At 62.9% G+C, this 16,224-nt stretch carries 13 protein-coding genes and 1 pseudogene; 9 read left to right on the plus strand and 5 right to left on the minus strand.

Translation table 11 applies throughout. From position 1 onward, the window contains the following. Positions 1-127 precede the first annotated feature (127 nt). From C1A35_RS18700 to C1A35_RS18710, 3 genes are all read right to left on the minus strand, one after another. Positions 128-1,456 (minus strand): L,D-transpeptidase family protein, encoded by a 1,329-nt coding sequence (locus tag C1A35_RS18700; protein ID WP_104665760.1) that lies wholly within the window; start codon positions 1,454-1,456, stop codon positions 128-130. 496 nt (positions 1,457-1,952) lie between these two features. Continuing rightward, positions 1,953-2,465, minus strand: a complete 513-nt coding sequence (gene ldtR / locus C1A35_RS18705; protein ID WP_077961707.1) for a transcriptional regulator LdtR — start codon at positions 2,463-2,465, stop codon at positions 1,953-1,955. A gap of 130 nt (positions 2,466-2,595) precedes the next feature. Next, positions 2,596-3,033 (minus strand): DUF6163 family protein, encoded by a 438-nt coding sequence (locus C1A35_RS18710; RefSeq protein WP_077961708.1) that lies wholly within the window; start codon positions 3,031-3,033, stop codon positions 2,596-2,598. A 183-nt stretch (positions 3,034-3,216) separates the two neighbouring features. Between C1A35_RS18710 and hemB the strand changes: the two genes are divergently transcribed. From hemB to C1A35_RS18730, 4 genes are all read left to right on the plus strand, one after another. Continuing rightward, a complete protein-coding gene (hemB, locus tag C1A35_RS18715; protein WP_104665761.1) occupies positions 3,217-4,233 on the plus strand; it encodes a porphobilinogen synthase in 1,017 nt (338 codons plus the stop codon). 88 nt (positions 4,234-4,321) lie between these two features. Next, entirely contained in the window at positions 4,322-4,786 is a 465-nt protein-coding gene (locus C1A35_RS18720; RefSeq protein WP_104665762.1) for an RDD family protein, read from the plus strand. Between the two features lie 202 nt (positions 4,787-4,988). Then, positions 4,989-5,777 carry an arginyltransferase gene (locus C1A35_RS18725; RefSeq protein ID WP_104665763.1) on the plus strand — a complete coding sequence of 263 codons (789 nt, stop codon included), beginning with the start codon at positions 4,989-4,991 and terminating at the stop codon, positions 5,775-5,777. 27 nt (positions 5,778-5,804) lie between these two features. Further along, positions 5,805-6,677: a DMT family transporter gene (locus C1A35_RS18730; protein WP_440271541.1), complete on the plus strand. Its 873-nt coding sequence runs from the start codon at positions 5,805-5,807 to the stop codon at positions 6,675-6,677. Between the two features lie 125 nt (positions 6,678-6,802). On the opposite strand, the pseudogene C1A35_RS18735 reads toward C1A35_RS18730, so the two are convergent. Continuing rightward, positions 6,803-7,105: pseudogene (locus tag C1A35_RS18735) on the minus strand (transcriptional regulator); the annotation flags it as partial. A gap of 165 nt (positions 7,106-7,270) precedes the next feature. Then, positions 7,271-9,550: a DNA topoisomerase IV subunit A gene (gene parC / locus C1A35_RS18740; protein ID WP_104665766.1), complete on the minus strand. Its 2,280-nt coding sequence runs from the start codon at positions 9,548-9,550 to the stop codon at positions 7,271-7,273. Between the two features lie 446 nt (positions 9,551-9,996). Between parC and C1A35_RS18745 the strand changes: the two genes are divergently transcribed. The 5 genes from C1A35_RS18745 (at position 9,997) to groL (ending at position 16,152) form a co-directional block, all read left to right on the plus strand. Next, positions 9,997-11,196 (plus strand): hypothetical protein, encoded by a 1,200-nt coding sequence (locus C1A35_RS18745; RefSeq protein ID WP_104665767.1) that lies wholly within the window; start codon positions 9,997-9,999, stop codon positions 11,194-11,196. Between the two features lie 550 nt (positions 11,197-11,746). After that, on the plus strand, positions 11,747-13,054 hold the full coding sequence (locus tag C1A35_RS18750) for a cytochrome P450 (protein WP_234822907.1): 1,308 nt from the start codon (positions 11,747-11,749) through the stop codon (positions 13,052-13,054). 1 nt (position 13,055) lies between these two features. Continuing rightward, entirely contained in the window at positions 13,056-14,063 is a 1,008-nt protein-coding gene (locus C1A35_RS18755; RefSeq protein ID WP_104665769.1) for a lysophospholipid acyltransferase family protein, read from the plus strand. A gap of 130 nt (positions 14,064-14,193) precedes the next feature. Beyond that, positions 14,194-14,427 carry a hypothetical protein gene (locus tag C1A35_RS18760; protein WP_043611430.1) on the plus strand — a complete coding sequence of 78 codons (234 nt, stop codon included), beginning with the start codon at positions 14,194-14,196 and terminating at the stop codon, positions 14,425-14,427. A 99-nt stretch (positions 14,428-14,526) separates the two neighbouring features. Continuing rightward, entirely contained in the window at positions 14,527-16,152 is a 1,626-nt protein-coding gene (gene groL / locus C1A35_RS18765; RefSeq protein WP_104665770.1) for a chaperonin GroEL, read from the plus strand. The last annotated feature ends 72 nt before the right edge of the window (positions 16,153-16,224 follow it).

Genomic DNA, 16,224 nt, shown 5'->3' on the forward strand with positions numbered 1-16,224 from the left:
AATATCCGCTGTGCGGTTTGCGTCATTTCCCCCATCTGCCGCGCCGAAATATCGCGGGGCTCAGCCCATGAAAAAGCCGCGCTCCCAAGGGAAACGCGGCTCGAAGGATTCCGTGTCGCAAATTCGCTTATTGCGGCAAGGCGTCCTGGTCGACCGAGCCGGGCGACTGCTCGACGCCATAGGGGGTCTGAAGCGCCAGTTCGGTGGCACCGTCGCGCTGATAGATATCGTCGCGGAACTGCACCACGCCGTCCTTGGCGGACCATGCGGAGATATAGGTGAAGTACACGGGTACTTCCTCGGAAAGCGTGATCGGCGTGTTGACGCCGGTCTTGATCGTCGCCTCGATCTGCTGGCGCGACCAGCCGGGCGTATCCTTGAGCAGCCAGGTCGAAAGGTCGCGCACGTTCTGTACGCGCACGCAGCCGGACGATTCGAAGCGCATCAGCTTGTTGAACAGGCCCTGCTGCGGCGTGTCGTGCATGTAGACCTGATGCTCGTTGTGGAAGTTGATCTTCGTCGAGGACATCGCGTTGATCTTGCCCGGGTCCTGGCGGAACATCAGATTCGGCGCCTTCTCGGCGTTCCAGTCGACCGTTTCCGGCGACACTTCGCCGCCGCTGCCGTCGAACAGACGGATCGAGTTGCGCGCCAGATAGGTCGGATCCTTGCGCATCAGCGGCATGATGTCCTTCTGGATGATCGAGCGCGGCGCGGTCCAGTAGGGGTTGAGGATGACCTCGTAGATCTTCGAGTTGAGGATCGGCGACTGGCGGTCGATCTTGCCGACGATCGCCGTGTGGCGCAGCGCGACGCGGCCATTTTCGACGGCCTCGATATAGGCGGCCGGAATGTTGACCATCACATAGCGGCGGCCAAGGTCGCCCGACATCGACTGCAGGCGAACCAGGTTGGTCTGGAGCTGGCCGAGACGGGTATTGGCGTCGACATTGATCGCCTTCAGCGTGTACTCGCCGATGACGCCGTCTGCAGGCAGGCCGTGGCGCGCCTGGAAGCGCTTGACCGCGCCTTCGACATAAGAGTCGAAGGACGAGGAAACGCCGGCGGAGCGCGGCAGGTCGCCGGAAACCATCAGGCGCTGGCGCAGTTGCTGCACCGACGGGTCGGTGACGCCGAGCTCGAGCTTGGCGCTGGTCTGAACCATCGGCCAGCCGCCCTGCGAAACGATGTTCTGGTAGTCGAAGATCGCCTGCTGCACGTGGGCAATCGTCTCGGTCCCGAAGACCGGGGTGTTGGAGACGACGGTCGTTGCGGTGCGCGAGGCCCCTTTCGCGTCAAACTGGTCGTCCCAGGAGCCGCGACGCGGCGAATTGATGATCTCGTTCAGGGCGTCCTGCGCACTTGCTGCGCCAGCGACTGCCACGGCGCCGAAGGTCGCCGCCGAGCGCAGAAAGGCGCGGCGCGAGAATGCATCAATTCCATTCTTTTTCGACATATTCCTACCATCCCAATGCGTCGGCACGCGCCCTATGCGCTGACACGCACGTTGCCGGAGCCCTAACACGATCGTGGTTAACAAAGGTCAACCAACGAGCCACCCTGCCCTCACATGTCTTCACGATGCCGCGAGTGAGGACCCTCATTCGGCAGGCGAAACGCGAAACGAATCCACACTCAAGAAAACGCGTGGCCGCAGCTACCGCATGTCGTCGTCGCTGTCACAGCAATATGGCCAATTCGTGTCTCGGACAGGCCGCGCAGGAAGATGGCATGCCTTTTGCTTTTCACCGGGAGACGCGGGACCGCGGATGAGCCGCAAACGACAACATTTTGATTTGCTAATACTTTTCGTTTGGAAAATCGCGCGAGCGCCGGAATGGAGCGCATCAGCGGTGCAGCTTTTCGGCAACAGAACAAAGGTGGCCACAAATGGCAAAGGTCGGACACGCAGGGATTGCGCCCGACCCTTGAACTGGAGGTTTTTTGCCTGATCAGAGGCGATACATGATCGAGTCGTTCCAGAAGCGATCGAGGCGCTGCAGGAGCTTGTTCATCTGGGTGAACTCGTCCGAACCGATGCCGCCGACCTTCTGGATCGAGCCGATGTGGCGCTCGTAGAGCTTGGCGACGGTCTCGGCGATTTCCTGGCCGTCTTCCGTCAGGCTGATGCGGACCGAACGGCGGTCGACGCGGGAGCGCTGGTGGTTGATCAGGCCGAGGTCGACGAGCTTCTTGACGTTGTAGGAAACGTTCGAGCCGAGGTAGTAGCCGCGGGAGCGAAGTTCGCCGGCGGTCAGTTCCGAGTTGCCGATGTTGAAGAGCAACAGGGCCTGGACGGCGTTGACGTCGCTGCGACCTTCACGGTCGAACTCGTCCTTGATGACGTCGAGCAGACGGCGGTGCAGGCGCTCGACGAGGTGAAGGGATTCCATGTAGAGACCGCGGATGGTTTCTTCCTGAGGGTCTCGGGACGCAGCGACCTGCGGCTTCATCTTGGTGTTCATTTGACTGCCTCACTGTTTTGTTTGGCGGTGTCTGTTTGTCTTCCCGCCTTGAGTGAGACCCTATCGAATACGTCTAAAATTCTACTTAAACCGCAGCCTTAACAAGAGCTTGCCATTTGGCGACCCTGTCTCAGGGTGAATCAACCCTTACCTGCCTTGCCAGCCGCCAGCGCTGATAGAAGATCGCCGCGCGGAACAGAACGAAGGTGACGGCGACCGCCGCATGCAGCACGACCAGCAGCGGACGGGTGCCGAAACTGGCCGGATAGAACTCGTACATGGCGATCTCGATCGCCGCGGCAACCACCCAGACGACCGGCCCCCAGGAGACGAGCAGCCACAGGCCAAGGGCGGCAACCGGATAGATGACGGCAAGCGCCGTTGCGGCCGCGCGCCATTCGGGCGACAGGAGATCGAAGCGCCCGGCGCCGCCATGGGAAAAGCCGATCAGCATGGCCCAGTAGTTCAGCGCGAACCAGATGCATGAGGCGGAGACCAGACGCAGGAAGAGACCGAAGAGGATCTCGGTCAGCGACGGTTTCGGCACATGGGCAGAATCATGAAGCATGGCCGGCAAGATAGGGCGGGACTTTCCTATCCGCCAGCGGCATCGCGGCCTCCCCTGCCCCATGGTCGCGCCTGAAGAGAAGAAATGCCGCAGCCCCCATGCCGGGCGCGCGGTTCCCAATGGCAGCTGCCCCGTGATAAAGCGCTTGGCCATCGACGATTTTCACGGGAAAGGCGCGGCGCGATGAACGACAGGACAAATCTTGTGGACAGGATCACCGGCCACCGCCGCATGCGCCGCAACCGCAAGGCCGACTGGACGCGGCGGCTGGTGCAGGAAAACCGCCTCACCGTCGACGATCTGATCTGGCCGATCTTCATTGTGCCGGGCGAAAACATCGTTCAGCCGATCGACGCGATGCCGGGCGTCAACCGCATGAGCATCGACAAGGCGGTCGAAGCGGTGAAGGAAGCGGCCGACCTCGGCATCCCGGCGATTGCGACCTTCCCCAACATCGACCTGTCGCTGCGCGACGAGACCGGCTCGAACAGCCTTGCGGCCGACAACCTGATCAACCAGGCGACCCGCGCCTTCAAGAAGGCCGTGCCCGAGATCGGCATCATTACCGACGTCGCGCTCGATCCCTTCACCAGCCACGGCCATGACGGCATCCTGCGCAACGGCGAGATCGTCAACGACGAGACGGTGGAAACGATCGCCCGGGCGGCGGTCGCCCAGGCCGACGCCGGCTCCGACATCATCGCGCCCTCCGACATGATGGACGGACGCATCGGCGCCATCCGCCAGGCGCTCGACGCTGCCGGCCACCAGAATGTCGGCATCATGTCCTATGCGACGAAGTTCGCCTCCGGCTTCTATGGCCCCTATCGCGAGGCGATCGGCACCGGCGGTCTGCTGAAGGGCGACAAGAAGACCTATTACATCGACCCGGCCAACGGCACCGAAGCGATCCGCGACGCAGCACTCGACGTCGAGGAAGGCGCCGACATGCTGATGGTGAAGCCGGGCCTTCCCTATCTCGACATCTGCTGGCGGATGAAGGAGGCCTTCGGCCTTCCGGTCTTCGCCTATCAGGTTTCGGGCGAATACTCGCAGGTAAAGGCCGCCGCCGCCAATGGCTGGATCGACGGAGAGAAGGTGATGCTCGAAACGCTGCTCGCCTTCAAGCGCGCCGGCTGCGACGGCATCCTCAGCTACTTCGCCGTCGAAGTGGCGCGCATTCTCGCCAAGGGCCGCTGAAACACACCGCTTGATCCCGGCCGCGATCCTTGTTTTGCAGGGAATGCCATCCCATATTCGTCCTGCAACCAAACGAGGCTTTTGACCGATGAGCATGCACAACGAAGAACTGAGGCTGCCGAGCAATGACTGGCGCGCCTATCAGGGCGTGCTGTCGCGACGTGTCTTTGCCTTTCTGCTCGACTACGCGATCATCGCGCTGCTCTGGATCCCGGCGGCCGTCGTCGTCTTCTTCCTCGGCATCCTGACGCTCGGCCTCGGCTTCATGCTCTACCCGGCGCTTTTTGCGATCGTCGCCATGCTCTATTTCGGGCTCACGGTCGGCGGCCGCGAACAGGCCTCCCCAGGCATGCGTCTGATGGGCCTGGCGATTGCGCGCACCGACGGACGTCCGATGGATTTTCTGACGGCGGTGGTTCACCTCGTGATTTTCTGGATCGCCAACGCGCTGCTGACGCCGCTGATCCTGCTGATCGGTCTCTTCACCGACCGCAGCCGCCTGCTGCACGATCTGCTGATCGGCACCGTCACAGTCCGCCGCGACATGTACTGACCGAACGCCGGCAGGTACAGGCAAAGGAAGACATGGGCCATTTCGCGCGGTGCGTGTCTTTCGCCTTACGAGTGCCGCCTATTGCCGGCAAATTGAATTGACCGCTCGGAAGCGGAAGCCGCAAACGAGTGAGTTGACGTTTTCCATTCTTCCGCCATGCTACTGTCATGACCAACCGCGCGAAGAGTGACCTCCGCACGCGATGAACACACAGACCGCACCGTCTCCGCAATTCTACCTGACTGCGCCGGCAGCCTGCCCTTACCTGCCAAACGAGATGGAGCGAAAGGTCTTCACCCATATGGTGGGCGAGCGCGCGCCCGAACTCAACGACCTGCTGACCCAGGGCGGCTTCCGCCGCTCGCAGAACATCGCCTACCGCCCGGCTTGCGAAACCTGTCGCGCCTGCATTTCGGTGCGCATCCTTGCCAACGAGTTCAAGCCCACCCGTTCCATGCGCCGGGTGCTTGCCGCCAATCACGATGTGATCTCGGCCGAATATGCGGCCGAGCCGTCAAGCGAGCAGTACAACCTCTTCCGCCGATACCTCGACCGCCGGCACCAGAAGGGCGGAATGTCGGACATGTCGGTGCTCGACTACGCGATGATGGTCGAGGACACGCATGTGCACACCAAGATCATCGAATATCGCCTGCGGGTCGAAGGCGACGGCATCAGCGAGAAGGCGCGCGGGCCGTTGATCGCCGCGGCGCTGACCGATCGCATGGGCGACGGGCTGTCGATGGTCTACTCCTTCTTCGATCCCGCGCGGGAAGAGCGCTCGCTCGGCACCTTCATGATTCTCGATCACATTCGTCGCGCCCGCGAGCGCGGCCTTCCCCACGTCTATCTCGGCTATTGGGTCAAGGGTTCGCGCAAGATGGGGTACAAGACGAAGTTTCTGCCGCAGGAACACCTCATGGCCCGCGGCTGGGAACGCTATGAAGGCGGAGACGCCACCGTGGAAGCCGCTCCTACGAAAACGGGTTAGATCTTGAGTTCACCTTCCGATGCCGCGATGCACCGGCGCGGCCTTGCCATCACCGGCCTCGGCGGCCTTGCCCTTTCCTTCGATATCCCGCTCATCCGGTCCGCCGGCGGCGACGTGTGGTCGCTGCTCGCCGTTCGCAGCCTGTCGACCTTCGTCGTCGCGCTCGGCGCCTGGTTCGTGCTCAACCGCGTGTTCGGCCGGAAGGTCTCGCTGCTGCCCGGCAAGACCGGCCTTCTGGTCGGCGTCTTCTACGGCATCAACTCCTGTACCTTCCTGCTCGCCGTCTTCAACACATCGACGGCGAACGTGGTCTTCATTCTCGCCTTCACCTCGATGTTTGCCGCAATTCTCTCCTGGATCTTTCTGAAGGAGCGACCATCGAACGCCACGCTGGTGACCATGCTCGTCATGGTGCTCGGCGTCGGGCTGATCGTCCAGGACGGGCTGGAAAGCGGCCACCTCTTCGGCGACGCCATGGCGGCATCCTCCGCCTTTCTGCTCGCAAGCGCGATCACGATCAGCCGTGCCAGCAAGCGCGACATGGCGCTGGTGCCGCTGGTGACGGCGATCTTCCCGGCGGCCGTCGCCCTTCTGATGCTGCCGGCCGGCGGCTTCACGATCGCCGCCCCCGGCTACATCCTGTTCAACGGCCTGGTGATGATCCCGCTCGCCTTTTTCTGCCTTGCAACGGGGCCGCGCTATCTCTCGGCGCCGGAAGTGGGCATGTTCTATCTGCTCGAGACGATCCTCGCGCCGATCTGGGTGTGGATGGTGTTTGCCGAAACGCCGACGACCCAGACGCTGATCGGGGGCTCGGTCCTGGTCTTCGCGCTGATCGGCCATTCGCTCTGGCAGATGCGCAGCCGCTCGCTGAGAGCGGCCGCGGTCTGCGCCGAGTAGCCGCCCGCTCACGTGTTGTCGTCATGCCTGCCGGGCCGCGGACGGCGGGGTTTCTGCTCCATGCCGCGATCGCGCACCGGCAGCGGCTCCCGATGCTGACCCAGCGAAGCGGGGCGGACGCCGGGCATCTCTACACGCATGACCCAGAGCTCGCGGTTGGTGTTGATCCAGGTCGCAGCCATGCTCAATGGCGCCGGATTGCCGCTCAGCGCGTCGCCGTCACGCCGCCTGAGGCGGGTGACGAGGCCGGCAGCCTCCAGAAGTGCCATGTGCGTCTCCAGTTCCTCGCCGGACACCGCGACGGCCACGGCAATGTCGGCAACGCGCGCTTCCCCGGCAAAAAGGATCTCGAAGATCCGGCGACGGACCGGGTGGGCAAGCGCCAGCAGGACGTCGTCAAGGGCAGTGGCATTCGTCATCGCTGTCATCCCTGTTGGATGCGCAGTGATCTACCATAGCCTCCCGGCATACAAGCGCCAGTTGCGCCTGCGTTTCGTTAGTATTTCCAATGATTTAAGAGGTCGCGGCGGACTGCGCCAAAACGGAACAGGAGCCATGCGGCCGGTCGGTCGCATGGCTCCCTTTGTCCTCAATCAGCCGCTGAATTTCCCGCTGCGCGGGAAGCCCTTCGGAACGACGCGGCCGGCAGACGCGCGATCGCCCTGCCATTCGATCAGTTCGTCCTTGGTCTTGGTAAAGACCCGGCCGGCGCTGTCTTCCCAGACGAGCCCTTCTGCGAGCGTGAAGCAACGAATGTCGGAGATGCCGCCATCCTTGTAGCGCTGTAGCCGCACGCCCTTGCCGCGCGCCATCTCCGGGATCTGCACGAGCGGGAAGACGACCATCTTGCGGTTTTCGCCAACGACGGCCACGTGATCGCCCTTGACCGGCACGACGAGCTTGGTCTCGTCCGGCATGGAGACGTTCATCACCTGCTTGCCCTTGCGGGTGTTGGCGACGATATCGCTTTCGGTCACGGCGAAACCGTTGCCGGCCGCCGACGACACGATCAGCTTGCGCGCCGGATCATGGACGAAGGCCGTGAGCACGTCCTGGTCGTTCTCCATGTCGACGATAATGCGCAGCGGTTCGCCGTGGCCGCGGCCGCCGGGCAGCTTGTCGCCGCCGAGCGTGTAGACCTTGCCCCCGGTCGTAAAGACGAGGATCTTGTCGGTCGTCTGCGCCGGGAACGCCACCTTCAGCGCGTCGCCCTCCTTGAACTGGAGTGCCGACGTATCGGAGATGTGGCCCTTCAGCGCGCGGATCCAGCCCTTTTCCGAGATGACGACGGTGATCGGTTCCTTCTCGATCATCGCCTGCTGGATCGCCTCGACGTCGGCTTCCGGCGCATCGGCAAAGGTGCTGCGACGCTTGCCGATCTCGGTCGCCTTGGCAAACTTCTTTTTGACTTCGCCGATTTCCCAGGCAACCGTCTGCCACTGCTTCTCGTCGGAGGCGAGCAGCGCTTCGATCTCGGCCTTTTCCTTCGAGAGTGCATCGAACTCGGTGCGGATCTCGAATTCCTCGAGCTTGCGCAAGGAGCGCAGGCGCATGTTGAGGATCGATTCTGCCTGAAGGTCGGTGAGCGAGAACCGCTCCATCATCACCGATTTCGGCTCATCCTCTTCGCGGATGATGCGAATGACTTCGTCGATGTTCAGATAGGCGACGAGATAGCCGCCGAGAATTTCGAGCCGGCGGTCGATCGCGGCAAGCCGATGGCGCGAGCGGCGCTGCAGCACTTCGCGGCGATGCGCCAGCCATTCCGTCAACACTTCATTCAGCGCCATGACCCGCGGCACACGCCCGAGCGACAGCACGTTCATGTTGAGCGGAATACGGCTTTCGAGCTCGGTCAGCTTGAACAGTGATTCCATCAGGATGCCGGCATCGACCGAGCGGCTCTTCGGCACGAGGACGATGCGGATGTCTTCGGCCGATTCGTCGCGGATGTCTTCCAGCAGCGGCAGCTTGCGCGCGATCAGGAGCTCGGCGATCTTTTCGATCAGGCGGGACTTCTGCACCTGATAGGGGATTTCGGTGACGACGATCTGGTAACCGCCGCGACCGAGTTCCTCCTGCGCCCAGCGGGCGCGGACGCGAAAACCGCCACGACCGGTGCGGTACGACTCGGCCATGCTTTCCCGGCTCTCGACGATCACGCCACCCGTCGGGAAATCGGGTCCTTCGATCCCGCCCTTCTGCGGATTGGCCGGATCGTAGAGCAGGTCCTCGACGGTCGCTTGCGGATGACGGATGAGATGCAGGGCCGCGTCGCACAGTTCATGCGCGTTGTGCGGCGGAATGGAGGTCGCCATGCCGACGGCAATGCCGGTCGCGCCGTTCGCGAGCAGGTTCGGGAAGGCACCCGGAAGCACGGTCGGCTCCTGGTCTTCCTCGTTGTAGGTGGGGCGGAAGTCCACCGCGTCCTGGTCGATGCCTTCGAGAAGCAGCGAGCAGACGTCCGTCATCTTCGCTTCGGTGTAACGCATCGCCGCGGCATTATCGCCGTCGATGTTGCCGAAGTTGCCCTGGCCGTCGACCAGCGGATAGCGGATCGCAAATTCCTGCGACAGGCGCACCAGCGCGTCATAGATCGAGGCGTCGCCATGCGGGTGGAATTTACCCATGACGTCGCCGACGATACGCGCGCACTTCTTGAACGAGGATGTGGGGCGAAGCCCCATCTCGCTCATCGCATGAACGATGCGACGGTGCACGGGCTTCAGTCCGTCACGAACGTCCGGAAGCGCGCGGTGCATGATGGTCGACAAGGCATAGGCAAGGTAACGCTCCTCCAGCGCCGCCTTGAGGTCAACCGGTTGAATGTTGTCGTCGTCCCCGCCGGACGGGGGAGTAAGGCTTTGTCCCATAGGCTCTTGCTAGCGCAACAAACCCGGAACATCAAGGTTTTCAGGGCCTGCGCTTGTGGAGAACCCCCTCGCCTCGAAAACCGGCCGGCACACCGATCCGCTTGCCCCGGCGCAATGTTCGTGCAACGGTCGCGCCGCTATGCGTCGGAGGCGACCGACTGGTAACGTCCGGGAAAGCATGCCCGAGCACGAACATGTGCGGTTCGCCCAAGCGAATATAATTTCGCCCTGTTTCGTAATAGCTTCGGCTGGAGTTGATTTGGTCGATTTGCAAGGGGGACCCCAGGACGCGCATTGGCAGACGGAAACTGGCGGCAGCTCGCCGCCGACAAAGACGGTTTCTGCCACGCGCCCAATTGACGCCCACTGCCAAGGAAAACCAGATTAGCGACGCCCTATCTTCTTAAACAGCTACACAATCAAAGATTTTCACGAAGGAACTCGAAATGATGCACACGCGCAAGATCCGCCTGATGATGGCGAGCGCCGCGCTCCTCACCCTTACCGGCCCGGCCTTCGCGCTCGATGGCGCCGATCTGATGAAGAAGCTCGACGCGGCGACAAACGCGAACGGCACCGCGATCACCTATGACAAAGCCGAAGTTGACGGCGACAAGGTGACGGTAACCGGCGTGAAGCTGAAGGTCGCGAGCCAGCCGGGCGAAGCTGTGGACCTGAAGATCGGGGACCTGACCTTCGAAGGCGTCGAGGAGACCGAAGGCGGCGGCTACTACGCCGAGACCGTTTCGTTCCCCGACGTCAATGTCAGCCAGGACGAGGGAAGCATTTCGGTCAAGGACATCCTGCTCTCCGGCCTGACGATCCCGGCCAATGCGACCGGCGGAACCATCAACGACATTCTCCTCTACGAGAGCGCCAGCACCGGCGCGATCACCGTCGGCTCCAAGGGCAAGGAAGTGTTCTCGCTCGAAAGCACCGAAGCCAACCTCGCGCGCCAGGAAAATGACGCCGGCTTCGACTTCGACGCGACCGCTTCCGGCATCAAGGCGGACCTGTCGAGCGTCGAGGACGCCAAGACCAAGGAGGCGATCGAAAAGCTCGGCCTCACGACGATCGACGGCGCCTTGACGATGAAGGGCAGCTGGGAAGTCGAAAGCGGCAATGTCGCACTCGAAGAATATGCCCTCGACTTCAAGAATGTCGGCCGGCTGAACTTTGCCCTCGACATTTCCGGCTACACGCTCGCCTTCGTCAAATCGATGCAGGAAGCAATGAAGGCGGCCGAAGCCAACCCGAACAAGGAAGAGGCAAACCAGGCCATGGGCCTCGCCATGATGGGCCTGATGCAGCAGCTGACCTTCAACAGCGCCGAAATCCGCTTCGACGACGCCTCGATCACCAAGAAGGCACTCGACTATGCTGGGTCGCAGCAGGGTGTCTCCGGCGAGCAGATGGCACAGTCGCTGAAGGGCCTGGTGCCGATCATGATGGCGCAGCTCAACGTGCCGGAACTGCAGAACCAGGTGTCGGCCGCCGTCAACGCCTATCTCGACGGCCCGAAGAGCCTCACGATCAGCGCGGCGCCGGAAAAGCCGGTTCCGTTCCCGATGATCATGGGCGCCGCCATGGGTGCGCCGAACACCATCCCGTCGGTGCTCGGCGTCAAGGTTACGGCGAACGACTGATCCTTGCGACTTGCTCCCGGTTTCGACCGATCCCGGGAGCGATTGCTGCATGCTTGCGCGCCCAAACGGGCGCGCAATTTTTATGGCCGCGCCCAGCGACACGCCTCATCGAACGCTCGGGCAAATCTGCGCTTCCCGCCCATCGGATCTTGACAGAAGAATGATGGTTTTCCTTGCGCCCGCGCGATCGGCTTCGCGGTATTTCTCGGCGGAGCACGCATGGATTGAAAGACTTTCACTTTTGGGCCCGCTATTCCTTGCACCCGGAAATTTCACCGTAAGGCGATGGCGTTTTTCATCGAAATCGTGCATTCGACATTCAGCCAACTCAAAATCCGACGTCCAGTGACCTTGAGTCTATCCAAGCCTCGGCGAGGAAGTTCGGACTTTGCCTAAGTATCCGCCTGAATATGATGTTCACGCCACGACAGATCGGACGTAAATGCTCGCCTGGCTCCAGCAGTCTGTAAATTTCAGGGAAGAATTGCTGGAGGGAAAGTTCGCTCCCGTCCGAGCCGATTATTATACGGGCCCGGATAGGCCGCTGCGATTGCTGCTCCAGGCGCGGACCGACTTCCTTTCGATCTGGCGGGCCAGCGACTATACCGAAAAGGTCTCGCAGACGCGCATTCTCGGTCGGCAGATCATCGTCGTCAACTCGCCCGACCTGATCCGGCAGGTGGTCGTCAAGCGCCATGAGAACTTCGAGCGCAAGAGCCCGCAGATGCGCCGGGCGCTCGAATTCCTGCTCGGCGACGGGCTGTTCATTTCGGACGGAGACACCTGGAAGCAGCGCCGGCCGCTGGTGGCGGACATCGTCCACGCCAAGCGGGTTCCCTCCTTCGGGCCCGTCATGGAAAATACGACCAGCGAGCTGGTCGAACGCTGGAGCCGCATGCCCGATGGGGCGGAGGTCAACGCGTTGCACGAAATGGCGGGGCTGACCGCCGAGATCATCGCGCGCAGCGTCTTCGGCAACCAGCTCGGCGACGACAGCGCAGCGGCCGTGACCGAGGGGTTCACCAGCTACCAGTCGCTGGTCGATTCCATCAACATCGGGTACTTCCTCGGCTTTGACGACGGCCTGCCGGTGTTTCGCACCCCGAGCCTGCGCCGCTCGGTCAAGCGCATCCACCGAACCATCGACAAGGTGGTGGAGGATCACCTTGCCGGGCGTGGCGACCACAACTCGATGGTCGAGCTGCTCATTCGCCGACAGCAACGAAACCCGGAACTGAAGCTCGATCTCGTCGCCTTGCGCAACGAGGCGGCAACCATCTTCATGGCCGGTCATGAGACCACGGCGGCGACGCTGACCTGGACCTGGTATCTGCTTTCGAAGGCTGGCTGGGTCGAGAAGGCCGTGCACGACGAGATCACCAGGGTCTGCGGCGACCGGACCCCGACGATCGACGACGTACCGCAACTCGAATGGTGCCGGGCCGTCATCGAGGAAACGCTTCGCCTTTATCCGCCGGTTCCGATCCTCGCGCGGCAGACCCGCGAGGCGGACATGATCGGCGACGTTACCGCCGATCCGGGCTCGCTCGTCCTGATCGTGCCGTGGCTCCTGCACCGGACCGCAAGCCTGTTCGAAGATCCGCACCACTTCCATCCGGAGCGGTTTACCGAGGGACGGCGCCCGACGCCCTACAGCTTCATTCCCTTTGCCAGCGGGCCGCGCGTCTGCCCCGGCCTGCATTTCGGCCTGACGGAAGCCATCCTGTGCCTGGCCATCATCGCCCAGCGTTACCGTGTTCGTGTGCGCAAGAGCCATGCGGTCGAGCCGATCTGCCGCCTGACCTTGAGACCCAAAGGCGGCCTGCCGGTCACCCTGCACAGGCGGGAGGCCGCCTGACATGGCGCCGGACGAACCACGCTCGGGCCAACCGATCGGCAAGCGCAGGGCCTGGATCTTCGCTGAGGAAAGCGCGCCCCGGCTCACCGATGCGCTGGCGGGCGGCGAGCGGGCGCACGCCTTCCGGCGCTATTGGATCGCCGACAACATCCGCAACTTCGCCAACATCGCGGCCCATTTCGGTATGAAACTGCTGCCAATGGACGCGTGCTCGCGCCTGGGCGCGGCGCTCGGCCTCTTCATGGTCCCGCGCTTCCACAAGGTGGCAACCCGCCGCGCCCGCGAAACCATCGAACAGTTGCGGCCGGAACTCGACGCCCCGCAACGCGAGGCACTCTTTCTTGAAAACTGTCGGGCCCAGGGGCGGCTGATGACAGAGTTCTCCGTCGTCAACAGATTGCAGAGACGGCCGGAGCGGCTGAAGATCGACGGGCTCACGGCAATTCGCGAGGCTGCGAACAATGGCCCCGTCATTCTCGTCGGCCTGCATCTCGGCAACTGGGAAGTGGGTACGATCGCATTCCGCAGGCTGGGCCTTGAGCCTCACGCGTTTTACGTCCCACCCAAGGGTCGGGCGAAGGCCTGGATCGCCGAGCGGGTGCGCAGCAAGGCCGGCTTGCGGTTTCTGCCTCCGGGCATGGAGGGGATCCGACCGGCGCTGAAGGTTCTCAAGAGCGGCGGCGTTGTCAGCCTCTTCTGCGACGAGGGTTTTGGCGGCATGATCCGCGGTCCGTTCTTCGGCCGCAGGCCGCACCAGGAGGGCAACATTGCGATCGCCATTCGGCTGGCGCGCATGACGGGCGCCACGATCTGCCCCTGGTACGGCCTACGCACCGACGGCTTCCGCTTCGAATGCACGGCCTTGCCGCCGATACGGCTGCCTGTGGACGAGCGCCCGAACGCCCGCTTGCTGGACGACATGCTGTTGCTGAACGACGCGATCGAGCCGGTCGTCCGCGCCCATCTCGACCAATGGTATTTCCTCGACAATGCGCTTCGGCCGCAGTGAACGCACCGCGCTTTTTTGCGCGTGCCTGGCAGCTTTGCGATCGACGCTTGATGCCGGCCGGGTCTGGCCTATTTATCCCCGCAAGGACCGAAATCCCTGTTCCTGACCGATAAAACGGAAGGAGAAGCCCATGGGACTGAAGCAGGCGGACATAACAGCCATCCTTGGCCCGGTCGACGAGACGCTGATGGCCGAACTGCTTGCGACCGGCGCAACGGCCGGCGAACTCGCAGAGGCTATCGCCTGGGTCAACAACGATGAGGCGCTGATCGGCGAAGGCCGCCATCTGCCGGCCGGCCGCGTTGCGGCGCTGATCGACATCTTGACCCCGGACAACGAAGAAGAGCGGAATTTCGAACTGTAGTCGAAGACGGCTGCCTGCCGGGGACGACCGATTGCAGCCGCCCGCCTACCGGGCGGCGGAGCGCGTGAGGCCATGTTTTCGTGTTGAGGGAGGTCAACGATGGCTGCCAAGGAAGTCAGGTTCAGTAGCGATGCCCGCGATCGGATGCTGCGCGGCGTCGATATTCTCGCCGATGCGGTCAAGGTCACGCTCGGTCCCAAGGGACGCAATGTCGTCATCGAGCGCGCCTTCGGCGCGCCGCGCATCACCAAGGACGGCGTTTCGGTCGCCAAGGAGATCGAACTCGACGACAAGTTCGAGAACATGGGCGCGCAGATGCTGAGGGAGGTCGCGTCACGCACGAGCGACGTGGCCGGCGACGGCACGACGACGGCCACCGTGCTTGCACAGGCCATCGTCAAGGAGGGCATCAAGGCGATCGCGTCGGGCATGAACCCGATGGATCTGAAGCGCGGCATCGATCTCGCGGTCGAGGCGATCGTCGCGAAACTGAAGAGCCATGCGCGCAAGATTTCCAACAACGAGGAGATTGCTCAGGTCGGAACGATCTCCGCGAACGGCGACGCCGAAATCGGCAACTATCTGGCAAAGGCGATGGAGCGTGTCGGCAATGAAGGCGTGATCACGGTCGAGGAGGCGAAGACCGCCGAAATCGAGCTGGAGATCGTCGAAGGCATGCAGTTCGACCGCGGCTACCTCTCGCCCTATTTCGTCACCGACCAGGAAAAGATGCGGGTCGAGTTCGAGGATCCCTATATCCTCATTCACGAAAAGAAGCTTTCCAACCTGCAGGCGATGATCCCGGTCCTCGAAGCGGTGATCCAGGCGAGCCGACCGCTGTTGATCATCGCCGAGGATGTGGAAGGCGAAGCGCTCGCGACGCTGGTCGTCAACAAGCTGCGCGGCGGGCTGAAGATCGCCGCCGTCAAGGCGCCGGGCTTCGGCGACCGGCGCAAGGCGATGCTCGAGGATATCGCCATCCTGACGGGCGGAACGGTTATCTCCGAGGATCTCGGCATCAAGCTTGAGAACGTGACGCTCGATTCGCTTGGCCGCGCCAAACGGGTGATGGTCGAAAAGGAAGACACGACGATTGTCGATGGCGCCGGCGCGAAGGCAGATATCGCCGGACGCGTCAGCCAGATCCGGGCGCAGATCGAGGAAACGACCTCCGACTATGATCGTGAGAAGCTGCAGGAGCGGCTGGCCAAGCTTGCGGGCGGCGTCGCGGTGATCCGGGTCGGCGGCTCGACCGAAGTGGAAGTGAAGGAAAAGAAGGACCGGGTCGACGATGCGCTGCATGCGACGCGGGCCGCGGTGGAGGAAGGCATCCTGCCCGGCGGCGGCGTTGCGCTGCTGAGGGTCGTCCACGCGCTCGACGGACTCAAGCCGGAAAATGACGACCAGCGCGTCGGCGTCGAAATCGTGCGGCGAGCGCTGGAGTCACCCGCGCGCCAGATCGCCGAGAATGCCGGTGCGGAGGGCTCGGTCATCGTCGGCAAACTTCGGGAAATAAGCGACTTTGCCCACGGCTGGAATGCGCAGACCGGCGAGTATGGCGATCTCTACCGCATGGGTGTCATCGATCCGGCGAAAGTCGTGCGAGCGGCGCTGCAGGATGCAGCCTCCGTCGCCGGTCTGCTTGTGACGACCGAAGCCATGGTCGCGGAGAAGCCGAAGAAAGACGGCCCCACGCAGTCGCCCGGCCCCGGCATGGATTTCTGACGGTACCGGGTTACGGCAGACCGCAAAAACGAAAAGGCCCGGTCATGCGCCGGGCCTTTCTCTATTTCAGGT

The sequence above is a fragment of the Ensifer adhaerens genome (genome assembly GCF_002940685.1).
Taxonomy (GTDB): Bacteria; Pseudomonadota; Alphaproteobacteria; order Rhizobiales; family Rhizobiaceae; genus Ensifer; species Ensifer adhaerens_E.